Source organism: Labrenzia sp. OB1 (assembly GCF_001624695.1).
Lineage (GTDB): Bacteria > Pseudomonadota > Alphaproteobacteria > Rhizobiales > Stappiaceae > Roseibium.
The window spans coordinates 52647-70253 of the sequence record NZ_JSEP01000005.1 but is presented as its reverse complement, the minus strand read 5'-3'; the positions used below and the strand labels follow the sequence as shown (position 1 = coordinate 70253).

Annotated in this window: 14 protein-coding genes; 10 read left to right on the top strand and 4 right to left on the bottom strand. The window is 60.1% G+C overall.

All coding sequences use genetic code 11. The features are described from left to right. Window positions 1–257 precede the first annotated feature (257 nt). From secA to OA90_RS08320, 6 genes are all read left to right on the top strand, one after another. Window positions 258–3026 (top strand): preprotein translocase subunit SecA, encoded by a 2769-nt coding sequence (gene secA / locus OA90_RS08345; protein WP_068409374.1) that lies wholly within the window; start codon window positions 258–260, stop codon window positions 3024–3026. A 294-nt stretch (window positions 3027–3320) separates the two neighbouring features. Continuing rightward, window positions 3321–4355 carry a glycosyltransferase family 2 protein gene (locus tag OA90_RS08340; protein ID WP_068409372.1) on the top strand — a complete coding sequence of 345 codons (1035 nt, stop codon included), beginning with the start codon at window positions 3321–3323 and terminating at the stop codon, window positions 4353–4355. Continuing rightward, window positions 4345–4776, top strand: a complete 432-nt coding sequence (locus tag OA90_RS08335; RefSeq protein WP_068409370.1) for a GtrA family protein — start codon at window positions 4345–4347, stop codon at window positions 4774–4776. Before OA90_RS08340 ends, OA90_RS08335 begins: the two co-directional genes overlap by 11 nt. Before the next feature lie 8 nt (window positions 4777–4784). Next, window positions 4785–6353 (top strand): glycosyltransferase family 39 protein, encoded by a 1569-nt coding sequence (locus tag OA90_RS08330; RefSeq protein ID WP_068409368.1) that lies wholly within the window; start codon window positions 4785–4787, stop codon window positions 6351–6353. Window positions 6354–6426: 73 nt separating this feature from the next. Further along, window positions 6427–7617: an adenylate/guanylate cyclase domain-containing protein gene (locus OA90_RS08325; protein ID WP_068409366.1), complete on the top strand. Its 1191-nt coding sequence runs from the start codon at window positions 6427–6429 to the stop codon at window positions 7615–7617. Window positions 7618–7702: 85 nt separating this feature from the next. Next, a complete protein-coding gene (locus OA90_RS08320; RefSeq protein ID WP_068409364.1) occupies window positions 7703–8500 on the top strand; it encodes an alpha/beta fold hydrolase in 798 nt (265 codons plus the stop codon). 142 nt (window positions 8501–8642) lie between these two features. On the opposite strand, the gene OA90_RS08315 is transcribed toward OA90_RS08320, so the two are convergent. Next, window positions 8643–9827, bottom strand: coding sequence for an FAD-dependent oxidoreductase (locus OA90_RS08315; protein WP_068409362.1), 1185 nt, complete (start codon window positions 9825–9827; stop codon window positions 8643–8645). Window positions 9828–9958: 131 nt separating this feature from the next. Then, the gene (locus OA90_RS08310; protein ID WP_208986038.1) at window positions 9959–11830 is read right to left on the bottom strand and encodes a HAMP domain-containing methyl-accepting chemotaxis protein; all 1872 of its coding nucleotides are present in this window, start codon (window positions 11828–11830) and stop codon (window positions 9959–9961) included. A gap of 271 nt (window positions 11831–12101) precedes the next feature. Between OA90_RS08310 and OA90_RS08305 the strand changes: the two genes are divergently transcribed. Then, a complete protein-coding gene (locus tag OA90_RS08305) occupies window positions 12102–12977 on the top strand; it encodes a DMT family transporter (RefSeq protein WP_082836914.1) in 876 nt (291 codons plus the stop codon). A gap of 22 nt (window positions 12978–12999) precedes the next feature. Here the strand turns inward: OA90_RS08305 and OA90_RS08300 are convergent, their stop codons facing one another. Next, window positions 13000–13890 (bottom strand): YihY/virulence factor BrkB family protein, encoded by an 891-nt coding sequence (locus OA90_RS08300; RefSeq protein WP_068409358.1) that lies wholly within the window; start codon window positions 13888–13890, stop codon window positions 13000–13002. A gap of 162 nt (window positions 13891–14052) precedes the next feature. On the opposite strand from OA90_RS08300, the gene OA90_RS08295 reads away from it, so the two are divergent. From OA90_RS08295 to OA90_RS08285, 3 genes are all read left to right on the top strand, one after another. Further along, window positions 14053–15741, top strand: a complete 1689-nt coding sequence (locus tag OA90_RS08295; RefSeq protein ID WP_082836913.1) for an acyl-CoA dehydrogenase family protein — start codon at window positions 14053–14055, stop codon at window positions 15739–15741. 344 nt (window positions 15742–16085) lie between these two features. Continuing rightward, window positions 16086–16541 (top strand): host attachment family protein, encoded by a 456-nt coding sequence (locus OA90_RS08290; RefSeq protein WP_068409355.1) that lies wholly within the window; start codon window positions 16086–16088, stop codon window positions 16539–16541. Between the two features lie 288 nt (window positions 16542–16829). After that, the gene (locus OA90_RS08285; RefSeq protein WP_068409353.1) at window positions 16830–17204 is read left to right on the top strand and encodes a YkvA family protein; all 375 of its coding nucleotides are present in this window, start codon (window positions 16830–16832) and stop codon (window positions 17202–17204) included. Between the two features lie 12 nt (window positions 17205–17216). On the opposite strand, the gene OA90_RS08280 is transcribed toward OA90_RS08285, so the two are convergent. Further along, on the bottom strand, window positions 17217–17564 hold the full coding sequence (locus OA90_RS08280; protein ID WP_208986037.1) for a hypothetical protein: 348 nt from the start codon (window positions 17562–17564) through the stop codon (window positions 17217–17219). Window positions 17565–17607: the final 43 nt, after the last annotated feature.

The window sequence follows — 17607 nt, the reverse complement described above, 5'->3', positions numbered from 1 at the left end:
TTTACCTATCGGAACAGTAATCTTTCTTGCCTCCCTTGATGAGGGCTGGGCTACATTGCGCATTCCAGCGGCGTTGACAAGCATTGAACCCCCTCTTATCTGTCGGGCGTCCGGCTCGTGGGCCGGGAAGGCATCTTTTCGGCCGCGGTCACCGGCCAGCGCGTTGCCCTTGTCGGCAACGTGGACAGCAATTGAGACGATTTCATGGGCAGGCGCCGGATTGCCATTGGCGCCGCCTTTCAGGGAAGGACCGCCACATGGCTGGCCTTGGCGCTTTAGCACGTAAGATTTTCGGTTCTGCGAACGACCGGAAGATTAAGACATTTCAGGCGAAGGTCGAACAGATCAATGCTCTGGAGCCGGAACTTCAGGGCCTGTCGGACGACGCGCTGAAGGCCCGCACGGCCGAATTCCGGACCCAGATCCAGAACGGTGCGGATATCGAGGACCTTCTCGTCCCCGCCTTCGCAACAGTTCGCGAGGCTGCGCACCGCGCACTCGGACAGCGGCACTATGACGTACAGCTTATTGGCGGCATGGTTCTGAACTCCGGTCAGATTTCGGAAATGCGGACGGGTGAGGGCAAGACCCTTGTCGCAACCGCACCGGTCTATCTGAACGCCCTTGCGGGCAAGGGCGTCCATGTGGTCACGGTGAATGACTATCTGGCCCAGCGCGACAGCGAATGGATGGGTCAGGTCTACACCTTCCTGGGCCTCACCGTCGGCTGCATCACCCACGGCCTGTCGGACGAGGAGCGCCGCGCGGCCTACGCCGCCGACGTAACCTACGGCACCAACAACGAGTTCGGCTTCGACTATCTGCGCGACAATATGAAACACGATCGCGGATCGATGGTTCAGCGCGAACATAACTATGCGATCGTCGATGAAGTTGACTCGATCCTGGTCGATGAGGCCCGAACGCCGCTGATCATTTCCGGTCCGCTCGAGGACCGCTCGGAGTTCTATAACTCGGTCGACACGCTGATTCCGCAATTGACCGCCGAAGACTACGAACTGGACGAAAAACAGCGCTCGGCCAGCTTTACCGAAGCGGGCAACGAGAAGCTGGAAAACCTGCTGCGGGAAGCCGAACTTCTGAAGGGCAACTCGCTGTACGACGTGGAAAACGTCTCCATCGTCCACCATCTGCAACAGGCGCTGAAGGCGCATAAGCTGTTCCAGAGGGACAAGGATTATATCGTCCGCAACAACGAAGTTGTCATTATTGACGAGTTCACCGGCCGCATGATGCCGGGACGCCGGTTCTCGGAAGGCCTGCACCAGGCGCTGGAAGCCCGCGAAAAGGTTCAGATCCAGCCGGAAAACCAGACACTGGCCTCGATCACCTTCCAGAATTATTTCCGCATGTACGGCAAACTCGCCGGCATGACCGGAACCGCCTCGACCGAAGCGGACGAATTCGCGGATATCTACAAACTCGAAGTCGTCGAGATCCCGACGAACATGCCGGTCAGCCGGGTGGACGACGATGACGAGGTCTACCGCACGGTAGATGAAAAATTCCAGGCGATCGCCAAACTGATCGACGAATGCAAGGAACGCGGCCAGCCTGTACTGGTGGGCACGACGTCAATTGAAAAGTCTGAACGCCTCGCCGAACTTCTGAAAAAGCATGGCTACAAACAGATCGACCTGAGCGATCCCGTCGCCTTTGCCGAGGCGCAGAAAACCGACGACGGAAAGTCCAAGGTATTTGCGGTCCTCAACGCCCGCTACCACGAGCAGGAAGCCTTCATCGTAGCACAGGCCGGTCTGCCAGGCGCGGTCACGATCGCGACCAACATGGCCGGCCGCGGCACCGACATTCAGCTCGGCGGCAACGCGGACATGCAGATCGCCATGGAACTCTCCGACATGCCCGAGGGCCCGGAGCGAACCGCCGCCGAAGAGAAGATCCGCGCCGATGTGGAGACCCTGAAACAGAAGGCTCTGCAGGCAGGCGGTCTTTACGTCATCGGTACGGAGCGCCACGAAAGCCGGCGTATCGACAACCAGCTGCGCGGCCGATCCGGCCGTCAGGGCGATCCCGGCCATTCGAAGTTCTTCCTGTCGCTGCAAGACGACCTGATGCGCATCTTCGGCTCCGAGCGCATGGACTCCATGCTTCAGAAGCTCGGCCTTGAAGAAGGCGAGGCGATCATCCACCCCTGGATCAACAAGGCCCTGGAAAAAGCCCAGCAGAAGGTCGAGGCGCGCAACTTCGACATTCGAAAGAACCTCCTGAAATTCGATGACGTGATGAACGACCAGCGCAAGGTGGTTTTCGACCAGCGCATCGAACTCATGGACAGCGAGGCAATTCAGGACGCGGTGGCGGACATGCGCCACGACGTGATCGACGATCTGGTGGCGAACCACATTCCCGAGCGCGCCTATCCCGAACAATGGGACACGGAAGGCCTTCAGGAAGAAGTCCGCAAGTACCTGAACCTCGATCTGCCGGTCAAGGACTGGGCGGACGAGGAAGGCATTGCCGAGGAAGAAGTCAAGAACCGGCTGCGAAAGGCCGCCGATGGCGCCATGGCGCAAAAGGTCGCCAAATACACCCCGGACATCATGCGTCAGGTGGAAAAGGCGATCCTGTTGCAGACCCTGGACAATCTGTGGCGTGAACATCTCGCCAACCTGGATCATCTGCGGTCCGTTGTCGGTTTCCGCGGCTATGCCCAGCGCGACCCGCTGCAGGAATACAAGACGGAAGCTTTCACCCTGTTCGAGTCCATGCTGACGCAGCTCCGCCAGACAACCACCGCGCAATTGTTGCGTGTGGAACTGGTCACCGAACAGCCGCCGCAGATGCCGGCCGAACCGGAAATGCACGCTCATCACATCGACCCTCTCACGGGGGAAGATGAAATGGCTGTGGCGGATGCACGCCTGGCGGCTTCGAGCCAGCGCGACCCCAACAATCCCGAAACCTGGGGCAAGGTTGGCCGCAACGAACTCTGCCCGTGCGGATCGGGCAAGAAGTACAAACATTGCCACGGGGCACTTGTTTAGACCGCAAACACATCCGAACTGAAAACAGGCCGGTCCGCATCATCGAGGCTGGCCTTTTTCATGTTTTTCCGTCAGGTTGCGCCGACTTGGGGCGTAAGCTCATACACGAAGATGAAATGGTTTGAGGCGAGTCGGTCTTCATCAAGGGGCGAAAGCGCAGGAAATGTCGTTCATTTCAAGCCTTTCGCGACGCGGAGGAGAACCAATTCGGTCAAATCCGAAGGACATGGAAATGGCATTTCGTCTTCATGTATGAGTTTACGCCCTAGAGTTGCGAGGAACCGGGAGCCCTTCATGCAAGCAGCGGAAGCTTCGAAAATCTACGTCTCGAGAAGGCAAGGTTCGCGCTCCGCCACGCCGCTGCTCAGCGTCATTGTTCCGGTCTTCAATGAAGAAGACGTCATCGTCCATTTTCTCGACGCGACCCGGACAGTGCTGGAGCGGAGCGGCCTGAAATACGAATATGTCTTCATCGACGACGGCAGCCGCGATGCAACGGCCGACATTCTCGCCAGGGCGCTGAAGGACGGCCTGCCGGGTCGCCTTCTCGGTCTGTCGCGGAATTTCGGCAAGGAAGCCGCCCTGTCCGCAGGCCTGGAAGCCGCAAGGGGGGACATCGCCGTCATCATCGATGCTGACCTTCAGGACCCGCCGGATCTGATTCTGCAAATGCTGGAAGGCTGGCGGGCCGGCTACGATGTCGTCTACGGCCTCAGGGTCGACCGCTCTTCCGACACGCTCATGAAGCGCTCGACGGCCGGCATGTTCTACCGGTTGTTCGACCAGCTGGCCAACATCCAGATGCCCGCGAATGCCGGCGATTTCCGCCTCATCGACCGCGCCGTGATCGATGCGCTTCTGAGACTGCCCGAACGCAACCGCTTCATGAAGGGCCTGTTCGCCTGGGTCGGGTTTCCGGCGATGGCGCTGCCCTACGAACGCCCGCCGCGCAAGGCAGGAGCGGGCAAGTTCAACTACTGGAAATTGTGGAACTTCGCTCTGGACGGCCTGACCGGATTTACCACCCTGCCGCTGCGGGTCTGGTTTTATGGTGGCGCGCTCGTGTCGGTCGCCGCCTTTGCCTATGCTTTCTATCTGGTCCTGCATGTGGTTGTCTTCGGCATCGATGTACCCGGCTATACTTCGCTGATGGTTGCGCTGCTGTTCTTCTCCGGAGTGCAGCTCCTGTCCATCGGCATGATCGGCGAATATATCGCCCGCCTTTTCAACGAGGCAAAGCAGCGGCCGGTCTATATCCTCCAGGACGTCATAGAGGGGGACGTGACCGGCACAGGCGATCAGGCGAAACAGGTTTCGGATGGAAACTGAGTCAAGACACCGGAAGATCAGAACCGAGACGGCGGCCCTTGGAAAATTTGCCGTTGTCGGCATCCTGGCCACCCTTACCCACGCCAGTGTTGCAGCCGTCCTCCTGGAGACCGGAACACTGTCCGCCTTTCCGGCCAACATCTGCGGTTTCCTCGTGGCTTTCGGCGTATCCTTCAGCGGTCACTATTTCTGGAGCTTTTCGCATCTGCGCCGCAACGGCGCGGTGCTTGCCAGCATGACCCGGTTCCTTGTGATCGCCCTGTCGGGATTTCTGCTCAATTCGGTTGTGCTGGCGCTCTGGCTCGAACTGACGCCCTGGCCGGATCTCATCGGCTTGCTGTTCTCCATCGCGATCGTGCCGGCGGTGTCTTTTCTGAGCGCCCGTCTGTGGGCATTCTCCCATGACCTGGCTGAAACCTGAGCACCTCGATGGCCTTTCGCACCTCCTCCGCGCCCCGGGCCGCGCTTCTTTACGGCGGCCTTGTCTGCCTGCTCTACGCGCTGATCCCGTCGCTGACCTTCCCGGGACCGCCGCTGGATGTGGTCGAAGGGTTTGCCTGGGGCCGGGAGCTCGCACTCGGTTACACCAAGCATCCACCCATGCAGGCCTGGCTGCTGGAAATGACCTACCGTCTCACCGGTGGCCATCATATCGGCGGCTATTGGCTGAGCGCGCTCTGCGCCGCGCTCGCCTATCTGTTCATCTGGCAACTCGCCCGGCGCCTCGGCCTGTCTCCCTGGCAGGCTTTCTGGGCCGTCGTCCTGACCAGCGTGACATTCTACTTCACCCTGCCCATGCCGGAATTCAATCCGAATGTCCTTCAGATCCCGGTCTGGGCGGGCATGATGCTCTTCTTTCACAGGGCGCTGGAAAAAGGACGCCTGCTGGACTGGATCGTCCTCGGTGCCCTCGCCGCATTCGGGCTCTACACCAAATATTTCGTACTCCTCCTGATCGGAACAATCGGGCTCCACACACTGATCTTCGCCGACGCACGCCGGCATTTTCTGTCTGCCGGTCCCTGGCTTTGCGCCCTGGTCTGCGCGGCGTTGCTCGTTCCGCATATCCTCTGGCTCCTGGAAACGGATTTCCTGACCTTTCACTACGCCGCAGCGCGCAGCAATCCGGCCATCTCGTTCCTCGACCACATTTTCAACCCCTTGAACTTTCTTGCCGCACAGATCGGCAATCATGTCGGACTTTTCCTGGTCGTGCTGGCAGGCCTCGGCTGGGGCGGCATGAGAACCTTCAGAAGCGGCCTTCGACAGTCGGTCCGTGCCCTGCCGGCTCAAGGGGACCGCTTCCTGCTCTGGTTCGCTTTCATGCCCCTTGCCGTCGTGCTGGCAGCCTCGGCAGTGACCGGCAACGAATTCGAACATATGTGGGGCATGCCGATGTTCCTGCTCTCCGGAACGTTCGCTGTCAGATTTCTTGCGCTGCCGGAATGCTGGCCCTACCCCCGCCGCGCCTTCGCCGCCGCGGTCGCGATCCAGACGATTTTCCTTGCCCTGCTGGTCGGACAGGCTGTTCTGGAACCGCACTGGAAAAACAAGCAGACCCGCATCCATTACCCCGGCCGGGACATTGCGAGTCATCTTGCCTCGGTCTGGACATCACAAACGGGCACGGATCTCGCCTATATCGCCGGAGACATGTGGGCTGCGGCAAATGCCACGATATACGTGCCTGACCGGCCCGCCATGTTCTACCTGCACGATGCACGCCTCAGTCCGTGGATCGATATGGAGGATGTACAGAACCGGGGACTGATGATTGTCTGGGACGGCGACAATGAGCGCCCCGACGACGAAATACTGCTTTTTTATCCGGATGCGGTGCGCGGCGGCCGGAAAAGCTTCCCCTACAGGTCCTCCGCCGGCATTCCGGAGGAAATCGTCAACTGGCTGATCATCCCGCCGGGCGAAGTCGCGCTTCAGCCGGCTTCCTGCATATCTGCCGGTTCGGACTGTCTCGAAACGGACGAGAAAGATCGGTAGAGCATTTCCCGCGTGAGCCGTTTCATGCCATCAAATGGTTCAACATGATCGGAAAGTGATCTAACTTCTCACCATGATCAGTATGAAGGAAATCGACGGAGTCGAGGATTGGCTTATCGGCCAGGCCCTGGGCTCGCCGGACATGGCGGCGATGTTCGCCGAAATGTGCGAAAGGCTCCGCCAATGCCATGTGCCGATCGATCGGGCCCTGATGGGCTGGTCGACGCTTCATCCGCTGATCGAAGCGGAAACAGTCTGCTGGGAAAACGGCAACGACCTCCAGCACGAACAGATCGTTCATTTCCAGGAAGAAAGCGAAGATTGGCTCACCAGCCCGATTCGCTCGATCCTCAGGAGCGGCGAACCGATGATGCGCCGGCGTCTGGCAAACACCAACGCACCGTTCGATTTTCCCCTGCTTGCCAACCTCAGTGACCGTGGCTACAGCGACTACATGATCATGGTCACGGCCTTCGAGCTGCCGACGATCCGCGAGGAAGTCACCACTTCGGGCATCGTGGTGACCTGGGCGACCCGGGAAGAGAACGGTTTCACCGACGAAGCCCTGCACGCGATCACCTATATTCAAAAACGTCTGGCCCTTGCCGCGCGCGCCACGCTTCAAAGCCAGATCAGCCGCACAATTGCCGAAACCTATCTCGGCAAGATCGCGGGCGGCAAGGTTCTGTCCGGTCAGATCCGTCACGGCGACGGGGAAACCATAGATGCCGTGATTTTTTACAGCGACATGCGCAACTCCACAGCCATTGCCGAACAACTGGGGCCAGATGCCTATCTGTCCTGGCTCAACGCCTATTTCCAGGCAACCGCCGGCGCGATACTGGACAATGGCGGCGAGGTGCTCGACTTCATCGGCGACGCCGTTCTCGGGGTCTTCCCGATAGGTGACCAGAGCCTGGACACCGCCGTGGGTCAGGCAATCGCCGCGGCGGACGCGACCCGCAAGCGGCTGAAATCTGTCAACGCGGAGCCTGCGTCCACCCAGCCGTTGAAAGCGGGCGTAGCCCTTTCCGTCGGAACGGTAATGTTCGGCAATATCGGCGTTCCGCACCGAATGACGTTTTCCGTCATCGGCCAGACCGTACACGCCGCCGCGCGGATCGAGAGCCTCACGAAAACCGTCGGCGTGGATGTTCTCATGACTGCGGATGTCGCCGGGCGCACAGGCGCCAGAGCACGCGCTGTCGGTGATTTCGCGCTGAGCGGTTTCGCCGCCCCGCAACCTCTTTTCGCCTTGGAATAAGCCGTCAGCTTCCCTAAAAAGCTATCCTCCCCCTTCGCGGCACTGCTGCCGGACCCATCCGCCACTTGCAAAGTACCGGAACAACATGACCGACCTCCGCCCAGCCGCCCCAGCGCATTTGCCCTTCCGCGACCAGCAAGCCAGCGGAAACGATACGGGTGCGCCCGTTGTTCTTTTGCATGGCTTCGGCGGTGATCGTCAGACCTGGTTGAACATCCAGACAGGTCTTTCCGCGCAAAAAAGGTCCATCGCCTTCGACCTGCCCGGTCACGGAGAGGCTTTGGACTGGCCGAAAATCGGCAATGCCGGTGTCGCCGCGAAGGCCGTATCGCAATCCCTGGAGGCGCTCGGCTTGACCAAAGTGCACCTGGTCGGCCATTCCATGGGCGGCGCGATCGCCGCGCTTATCGCCTTGAGAGCCCCGGAGATTGTTGCGAGCCTCACGCTGCTGGCCCCGGGCGGCTTCGGCCCGGAAATTAACCACCGCCTCCTGCGCCGTTACGCCACCGCGACGGATGCAGCTGAAATGGAAACCCTGCTGGAGCAGTTTTTCGGCTGGGAATTCAAACTACCGAAATTCCTGGCAAAAACCGCTGCCGAAAGCCGCGCCCTGCCCGGCGCCGCCGCAACGCTGCAGGCCGTCGCCGACGAAATCATCGACGGCAATGTGCAAAAGACCCTGCCCAGGGAAGAACTCGCCGCCCTACCCCTGCCGATCAAGGTTATCTGGGGCACCCAGGACCGGGTTCTGCCCACCCGCCAGGCCCACAAGCTGCCCGGCATGGTGGCCACGCACATCTTCGAGCGGGTCGGCCACATGGTTCACCTGGAAATTCCGAAGGAAGTCACCCGGCTCATTCTGCTAAACAGCGGCATGCGCTAAGCCGTGTGCACGAACTGGAGATGCATTTCGTGAGAAATGATGCGGGAGATGGCTGGAAGGAAATGAAGGCCCACTTTCTGGATACATACGGACAGGTGGAAGAACTGCCGGCAACAGCCGGACCTGCCACCCATCTCGGACGTCACGCCTCCGGCAGCAATCCCTCACGCCAGGTTTCACCGATTACCCGGCGCGCCATCATATGGGAACGCGGCGCGTTGATGCTGTCGACAGCGATAAGCTGATCGGCCTTCAGATAGGCGACATAGAACTTGTGATCATCGGGCGAGCCGACGACGACGGTGTCGTCATAGCCATCCGAAAGTCCCGCGATCTGCAGCTTGATGTCATACTGGTCGGACCAGAACCAGGGCAGCGGATCGTAATCGACATCCTTCCCGACCAGCGCCTGCGCCACGATCTTGGCCTGATCGATCGCGTTCTGCACGCTCTCCATCCGCACGGACCGCTTGTAGCGGTTGGAATAGAACCGTGTGCAGTCACCTGCCGCATAGATATTCGGGTCGCTGGTCTGGCCAGACCCATCCACCAGGATGCCGTTGTCAGTCTCGATACCGGCCTCGGCCGCAAGGCTGTCGTTCGGCCCCGCCCCGACGGCCATCAGCACGAGACCTGCCGGAACCGTTTCCCCGGAAGTCAATCTGACCCCCGTGGCATCGCGCTCACCCTCGATTGCCTCTATACCCGTGTCGAGGCGGAGATCTATGCCCTTTGACCGGTGCAGGGTGGTGAAAAAGGCTGAAACAGTCTCGCTCACCACACGTTTCATGGGGCGGTCCTGGGCTTCGATAACGCTCACGTCCTTGCCGAGTCCCTTGGCGACGGCTGCCACTTCCAGACCGATATAACCGGCACCGATAATCGCGACCCGCGTGCAGTTCTCCAGCCTTTCTCGGATGTTATCGACATCGGCGATCGAGCGCAGTGTCAGCACGCCCTGCTTTTCGGCACCCTCGATCGGCAGGGAGCGCGCATGGGTTCCCGTTGCCACAACAAGCTTGCCGTAAGGCAGCGTATCACCGTTCTCAAGCCGCAGGCGTTTCGACTTCCGGTCAATCGCAGCGATCCTTGTGTCGGGAATGAGATCGATGTCATTGGCGGAGAAAAACGCCGGGGGACGCAGCAGGAGGCCATCCGAGTCGATTTCTCCGGCCAGAAACTTCTTTGAAAGCGGCGGTCTTTGGTAGGGAAGATAGGGCTCGTCGCCAATCAGGCGCAGCGGTCCTTCGAACCCGCCCTGACGCAAAGATTGGGCAATCTGCGCACCAGCCTGCCCCGCGCCGATGATGACGATTTCTTCCTGCATTCCGTCCGCCCTTTTCATGCCTGGCTTTTCGCACCGATATCTGCGTATGGCCTAACATGAAGTGCGGCAACCCGCCAGAAGGGCGAATTGCCGCGAGGACGAATCCGGCTGCACGCCAGTCAATATTCCGATCAGGCGCTGCGGACATCCTGAAGGAACCGGGCGACCTCCTCGCGGATCAGAACGCCCTGCTCACCGAGAGATTCGGCAAGCAACTCGACTTCCGAACTGTTGCTGCGCGCCAGGCTGGCGGCGGAGCCGACGGCCTCCATTCGCTCGGCCCCCTCTTCGGAGCGGGTGGAGGCACTGGAAACATTCTGGGAAATGGCCTGAACCGCCTCATCCTGCTGCTCAACGGCCGCGGCCACGGCGGATGCCAGCCCTTCCATGTCCGAAATGATGCGGTTCACATCCTCGATGGCCTGGACCGCCTCGCCGGAAGAGCCCTGGATCGCCTCGATCTGGGTTGCGATTTCCTCGGTCGCCTGAGAGGTCTGGTCGGCGAGCTGCTTCACTTCCGCCGCCACCACGGCAAACCCCTTGCCCGCCTCGCCCGCACGGGCGGCTTCAATGGTCGCATTCAACGCCAGGAGATTGGTCTGGCTTGCAATATCCCGGATGAGACCCATGACTTCACCGATCCGGTCCGCAGCGCCGGAAAGCTTCTGCATGGTGGCAACGGTCGAGGTCGCACTCTCGACGGCCTGTTTGGCAACTTCCGTCGACTGGTTCGCCTGCCCGGCGATTTCCGCGATGGACGCGGCAAGCTCTTCCGCGGACTGGGCCGCCGATGTCACGTTTTGCGCGGCGGTCTTGACGGCACTTGCCGCTTCGTCGGATTGATCCGCGACATCATCCGCCGAATGCTCCATCGATTTCGAGGTTTGCCGCAGTTCGTCATTCGCCCTGTCCAGACTGTTCAGTGCCTGGGAAACAGTGCCCTCGAAACTGCCGATCAGTTTGTCGAGCCGGGCAACGCGTTCTTCACGCTTGCCGTGTTCTGATGCCTGCGCTTCCGCCAGCTCGACGCGTTCAAGCGCGTTGTCGCGGAACACCTGGACCGTCCGGCTCATCGAGGCCAGTTCCGTGTTTCCGGCTACATCGGGAAGGTCGAGATCGGTGTGCCCATCAGCCAGTGCCTCCATCGCCGTCTGGAGCCGCGACAGTGGCCGGGCGATGGACTGCCCGATCAGAAGGGCAATGGCGGGAAGCAGAACCAGCAGGAGCAGTATCGTGCCGCCAATTGCGACAGCAGCTATGAAACGGGCGGTTTCCAGCTGGCTGTCGGCTTGTGTCTTGGTGACGCGGGCAGCCGCGTTCAAGGTGGCGATATGCGGAGGCACCAGCTCGAACAGGCTTTCCAACAGACCCGTATATTCGGTCTTCTGGGTCATTGCGGCGGTATATTCGTCGAATGTCATCTTGTAGGCGGCCATATTGTCGGCCAGCTCTTTCTTGATGGCGTCGGAGATATAGACCTTTTTCAGAAGCTTCTCGAACACCGTGAACTCGGTCGCAAACACCTCAACCGACTGAGGCGTGCTCTTCAGGGTGTATTCCTTTTCCGCGAGTTGAACGGCAAGGATGGCACGGGCCAGTTTTTCGAAGTCCGGACCTCCTCCGAATTTCATTTCTTCCTGCAGGCGAAGCTTCACGGCCCCGGCGGATTCATCCAGTTTCGCCAGATAGCCCTGAGTGCTGTCATAACCGATCTTCTGCTGAACCGCGTCAAGCATTTCGAACGCGCCCCCGGTGCCGTCCAGAGTATCCTTCACATCGGAAATCTGGGCAGACTGGGCCGCGGCAACCGGGTTGGTGGAAATGCTTTCCAGAACCATGTTGGCCTGCGCGAGTTTTGCCTCGAAGGCTTCGACCCCGCCGGGTGAAGGCGCGATGAGGTAGCGTTCCTCGACCGCCAGCAGAGCGCCTCCCACATCGGACAGTTCGGCGACCTGTTCTGCCAGGGTTGCGCTTCCTCCCATGCGCACAAATGCGGTATTCACCTCATTCTGGCTCCAGAAAAACACGGCCCCTATTGCCAGAAGGCCTACAATCGTGAATAGGCTGAGCGAGAGAATTCTGACTTTGACCGACAGTCTGGACAGAATTTGAAATGATTGTTGAGTACCGACAGTCACCAGCGTATGCCCCTAACACCTGAGTATCAGTCCACAGAGTCGAGGAAAATCCACAATTTCCGGTTAATGAATCCTAATATTGCATCCGCAATACTGCACAGTTTCCAGGCATTTTCTCTCCTTTTTGAGGCAAAACTTGAAATTCCTCGCCAAATCTGCACCGGCAATCTTCGTTCTATTGTGGTCAACCGGATTCATCGGTTCGAAACTGGGTGCGCCCTATGTCGAACCAATGGTGTTCCTGACCGTCCGATTCGCTGCGGTCGTGCCGGTCCTGATCGTCCTGGCCCTGGTGCTTGCGAAGTCCTGGCCCAGATCACCCGCTGCAATCTTTCACTGCGTTGTCACTGGAATGCTGGTTCACGGGATTTATCTCGCTGGCGTCTTCTGGGCGATCAAGCAGGGAATGCCGGCAGGTCTGTCGTCGATCATTGTCGGTTTGCAACCGGTGCTGACCGCCATCATGGCGGTGCTGATGCTCGGGGAAACCGTTTCAAAACGACACTGGCTCGCCATGGCAATCGGTGCCGCTGGTCTTGCCTTGGTTCTCGGCCCCAAATTCGACCTGAGCGGAACCGGAATCACGGTCGCGACCATTGCAGCCGTGCTTGCCGGTGTCTTCGCCATCAGTTTGGGCACGGTCTACCAGAAGCGATTTGTCGGGAGCACGGATCTTCTGGCGGCAACCGCCTGGCAATATGTCGGTGCCCTGCTGGTAACCGTCCCTCTCAGCCTTTTCGAAAGCTGGCACATCACCTGGTCAGGTGAATTCATTTTCGCCCTTGTCTGGCTGGTGCTGGTTCTGTCCGTGGGAGCCATCCTGCTTTTGATGCTGCTCATTCGTCAGAGAGCCGTCTCGAGGGTCGCCAGCCTGTTCTATCTGGTGCCTGTCGCCACGGCGGTCGAGAGCTATTTTCTTTTCGGGGAAACGCTGACCCTGGTTCAGCTTGCCGGCATGGCACTCGTCATCAGCGCCGTTCTGACGATCCGGAAGCCAGCCGCGAAATCCTGATCCGCCCGCAGCACGGGGCTTGTCAGTCTTCGGACACCGCACGCGCGGCAGCTTGCATTTTCTTGCGCCGGGCAAATTGCCGCTGACGGGAAATCGCGGCGTTGAGCTCGCCGCCGAGAATGAAGACCAATGCACAGATATACAGGAAGATCACCGCGGTCATGATGCCTGCCAGCCCGCCATAGGTGGAAACGTAATTCGCGAAGCGGGCCAGATAGGCGCCAAAGACACTGCCGGCGACAATCCACATGATCAGGGTTGCAAGCACACCCGGCCACAGATCCCTGAACGTTCTGTGTCCGGAGGGAAGCTGCCAGTGGGTGATGAACAGACCGATGATCAGCAGAGACCCGGCCAGCGTGTATCTCGCCAGATTGATCGACAGCAGGAAGGATTCGATCGCCGGCACATAAGTCTCCAGTTTCGACAGTGCCAGCGGGGCCAGAACCACAAGAAACGTATAGGCAAGCAGGATGCCTGCGCCCAGCAGAACCAGTCCGAGGGACTGCAGCCTCAACAGAATGATCGAACGGTGTTCCTGCTGCCGGTAGGCGCGGTTCAGCGCGGTGCGAAGCGCTTCCACGCCGTTTGAGGCAAACCACAGCGCGGCGACGGCACCCAGGGTCAACAGGTCCCCGCGCCGGACTGTCAGGACATTCTGGACTTCCCGCGCGAGCGGCGCGGCCACACTCTCGGGCCAGGCATCAAAAATGAGATCGGAGACCGTATCGGCCGCCCCCGTCAGACCGAGAAAAGCCGCCAGTGACGCTATGAAAATCAACAGTGGAAAAATGGCGAGAAGGCCGGAAAGAGCGACATGACTGGCCATGGCGAAACCGTCATCACGGGTGAAATGGCCGATTGCGTCTTTCAGGACGGCATAAATCGTCACGGCTGCAAGGCGAAGACTCATACTTCGATGAGGCCTTGCTGCAAAGGACTAGTCAAGGCCCCCGGGTGAATTCCGCCCCCTCCAAAAGGTGAAGAAATTCCGCCTCGACAAATTGGGGTGTGCAACGCAACATAGCTTCAACAACAAGCGCCAGAGCGCAACAAATGAAAACGGAGAACGCCAATGCCCCCTGCAGCCACAAAGGCGGCAGAAACGCCGGAGAGCCTGTCAGACCACACGGCCGCCGCCGTTGCCACCCTCGACCGCCTGCTTGATCTCGCAGCGCAGCGTGTACGCGCGCTTGTGACGAAAGACGGCCGTATCTCCTCGCAGCGCATGGAAGAAGAACAGCGGGCCACCCACGGACTGGCATGGCTGGCGACCTATGTGGACTCTCTGCGCCAGCTTGACGCCTATGCCAGGCGTCTCAAGGAAGAGAGCCGCTACGGCCCGCTGGAGGACAGGATTGTCCGGCTCGGCTTCGCCGAATATCTGGCACAGGTTTTCGGCGGCATCCCGATGAACCAGGGGGAAGTGGTTCGCCTCGCAGACCTGGGCATTGCCCACGACGAGGCCGAACCTTTTCGCACGGCCGAGGTGGAGACACTGATCCGGGAAGGCAACACGCCTGAAATCCGCCGGGAGATCACGCAGCTCATCCGCGATCAGGCCGGTCACTCGACATTCGGTGACCCTGGCCTCGATGAAACGATGGAGCAGATCCGCAACGAGATGCGGCGCTTTGCGCAGGATACCGTCGCCCCCCATGCACACGAGTGGCACCTGAAAAACGAATACATCCCATACGAAGTGGTCGGCCAGATGTCCGAACTGGGTGTATTCGGCCTGACCATCCCGGAAGAATATGGCGGGCTTGGTCTTGGCAAGGAAGCCATGTGCGTCGTCTCCGAGGAACTGTCCCGCGCCTATATCGGCGTCGGGTCCCTCGGCACCCGATCCGAGATCGCCGCAGAACTCATCCTGTGCGGCGGCACGGAAGACCAGAAGCAGCACTGGCTGCCGAAAATCGCCTCCGGTGAAATCCTGCCGACGGCCGTCTTTACCGAACCCAATACCGGCTCCGACCTGGCCTCCCTAAAAACCCGGGCCGTGAAGGACGGTGACACCTGGAAGGTCTCGGGCAACAAGACCTGGATCACCCATCCGGTGCGCGCCGATGTCATGACGCTGCTCGCGCGCACAAACCCTGAAGAAGCCGGTTACAAGGGGCTTTCCATGTTCATCGCGGAAAAACCGCGCGGCACCGATGAAGACCCTTTTCCGGCAGATGGCATGAGCGGTGGCGAGATCGAGGTGCTCGGCTATCGCGGCATGAAGGAATACGAGATCGCCTTTGACGGATTTGAGGTCAAGGGAGAAAACCTCCTTGGTCAGGTGGAGGGCGAGGGCTTCAAGCAGCTCATGCAGACCTTTGAGGGCGCCCGCATCCAGACGGCGGCCAGAGCCCTGGGCGTCGCCCAGTCCGCGCTCGATCTCGGCCTGCGGTACGCCGAAGACCGCATCCAGTTCGGCAAGCCGCTGATCGAGTTTCCACGCGTCTCCGACAAGCTGGCCATCATGACAACCGAACTGATGATTGCCCGCCAGCTCACCTATTTTTCCTCATGGCAGAAGGACTCCGGCAAACGCTGCGACCTCGAGGCAGGCATGGCAAAGCTTCTCGGCGCGCGCGTCGCATGGGCCGCCGCCGACAACGCCCTGCAGATCCACGGCGGCAACGGCTTCGCACTGGAATATCCCGTTTCAAGGGTCCTGTGCGATGCCCGCATCCTGAATATCTTTGAAGGTGCGGCGGAGATTCAGGCGCAGGTGATCGCCCGGCGGCTTCTGGAAACCCGTGGCAACGCATGATGCACGGAACTGAAAAGCACTGATCTGACACGTTGGGGTGCCGCGCACCGCAACGTCGGGTGTGCATCGTTGCGCCGGGTTGGCTCTGGCGGACAATCGTTTTTGCTGCAAGCCCGCGCCGCGCGCCATCCCGATCTCGCCCGGCAGCCACATGGATGCGCCCAAAAGGCACCCGCCAAAGTCCCCCAATTGAAAGATCCGTCGATCGTCCAAATATAACCATGAGCTGGAGCGAAATCGGAAAGAGGCAAGACAGCCCATCCCGCCCGGCCGGTGTTCATGGAACGGCTCGGCTGCGGTCCCATTGTTTCTCCAGGCGATCCGACTTTACGAGGAGATTGGAAATGAGTGAATCGATCCGGTTGAAACATGGCGGCTGGGTTGTGGTCGCGGATGGCGCCAAGGCGCTTTTCCTGCGCAATGAAGGCGACGAGAAATTCCCGAATCTCGAGATCTTCAAAAAGGAGGAACAGGACAACCCGGCCAACCGGTATCAAGCCGCTGACCGCCCCGGCCGCAAGAGCGACGGCCCGCAAGGACACCGGAGCGCCGTCAGCGAGACCGACTGGCATCAGCTCGCGGAGGACAACTTCGCCGCCGATCTCGCGGACATCCTCTACAAGCGCGCCCACAAGGGTGACTTCAAGGAAATGGTGCTTGTCGCCGCCCCCTCCGTTCTCGGCCAGATCCGGAAGGAACTGCACAAGGAGGTCAATGACCGGATCATTGCCGAAATTGACAAGGACTTGACGAACCACCCGGTCGACAAGATTGAAAAACTCGCTCTGGGCAGGTCCTGAGTACGGTTAGCGACAACATTCGGAACAGGAAAGGGACCGGAGGCAACCAGCTTGAGCAAGGCGGACAAGTCCCGCAGCGCACCGATACGGAAGGCCCGATTGGGGAGGAGGACCGGACTTCTTCCGGGCTTTGCGAGAGCGATCTGGAACCAAGGAGGCCCGGACCTGGCGAGCTGCAGGAAGCCGACGAGAATAACGCGGCGGCCCTCTGGGTACTTGATCCCGGCGTTGAACCTCCGGGCCCGGGTCACTATCTAACGAAAGCGGAAAACAATCGCGGGAAATGAAATGGATACAACTTTCGAGGGCCTGGGCTCCGGTCCCGAATTCCTGGGACCTGACGAAGAAAAGCGCCGGACCATCCGGGAAAAGCTGCTAACCACGGCGCGCAAGGCAATCCGTCAGGTTCCCTTCATCGAGGATATCGTCGCCGGATATTATTGTGCGATGGATCCGGCAACACCGGTCAAGGTGCGTGCGTCATTTATCGGCGCGCTTGCCTACTTCGTCATGCCCATCGATGCGATACCGGACTTTCTGCTCGCCGTCGGTTTCGGGGACGATGCCACGGTCCTGCTGGCGGCCATCGCCATGATCCGCGTGCACATGCGGGAGGACCACTACCAGGCGGCCCGCGAAGCGCTTAAAAACGGCGAGCTGTAACGTTCAGACGTATCATACTCGCCTCTTGCCGGCCGGTTCGTTTTGACCGTGCCAGCCTCCCGACGTCCTGCCGGCGATCAGCCAATAGACGGCGCCGGCCAGAAATCCTGCGGCCAGCACGACAGCGCTCCCCGGCCTCCAGTCTGAGGTGCCGCTCCCGGCGCCGAGCGTCCAGACCAGGAACGCGATACCTCCGGCTGCGGCGACATGAAAGATGAAACTCCGCAAGCGGACGCCTTCGGCGATGACGATCAGAACGGCGGCAGGCACAAGGACCGTGCCTCCTATGACGCTTGCCCCCACCAGACCCGATCCCGTCATGGCGGCGAAGGCGACCGGGTCCTGATCCGGGTGAGTCACGCGAAAAAAGCCCCACGCAAGGAAAAGTCCGCAGGCTATGACA

What these genes read in the sequence shown, in the direction of transcription:
- secA (WP_068409374.1), top strand. Translation starts at nt 258, where the DNA reads ATGGCTGGCCTTGGCGCTTTAGCACGTAAGATTTTCGGTTCTGCGAAC.
- OA90_RS08340 (WP_068409372.1), top strand. Translation starts at nt 3,321, where the DNA reads ATGCAAGCAGCGGAAGCTTCGAAAATCTACGTCTCGAGAAGGCAAGGT.
- OA90_RS08335 (WP_068409370.1), top strand. Translation starts at nt 4,345, where the DNA reads ATGGAAACTGAGTCAAGACACCGGAAGATCAGAACCGAGACGGCGGCC.
- OA90_RS08330 (WP_068409368.1), top strand. Translation starts at nt 4,785, where the DNA reads ATGGCCTTTCGCACCTCCTCCGCGCCCCGGGCCGCGCTTCTTTACGGC.
- OA90_RS08325 (WP_068409366.1), top strand. Translation starts at nt 6,427, where the DNA reads ATGATCAGTATGAAGGAAATCGACGGAGTCGAGGATTGGCTTATCGGC.
- OA90_RS08320 (WP_068409364.1), top strand. Translation starts at nt 7,703, where the DNA reads ATGACCGACCTCCGCCCAGCCGCCCCAGCGCATTTGCCCTTCCGCGAC.
- OA90_RS08315 (WP_068409362.1), bottom strand. Translation starts at nt 9,827, where the DNA reads ATGCAGGAAGAAATCGTCATCATCGGCGCGGGGCAGGCTGGTGCGCAG.
- OA90_RS08300 (WP_068409358.1), bottom strand. Translation starts at nt 13,890, where the DNA reads ATGAGTCTTCGCCTTGCAGCCGTGACGATTTATGCCGTCCTGAAAGAC.
- OA90_RS08295 (WP_082836913.1), top strand. Translation starts at nt 14,053, where the DNA reads ATGCCCCCTGCAGCCACAAAGGCGGCAGAAACGCCGGAGAGCCTGTCA.
- OA90_RS08290 (WP_068409355.1), top strand. Translation starts at nt 16,086, where the DNA reads ATGAGTGAATCGATCCGGTTGAAACATGGCGGCTGGGTTGTGGTCGCG.
- OA90_RS08285 (WP_068409353.1), top strand. Translation starts at nt 16,830, where the DNA reads ATGGATACAACTTTCGAGGGCCTGGGCTCCGGTCCCGAATTCCTGGGA.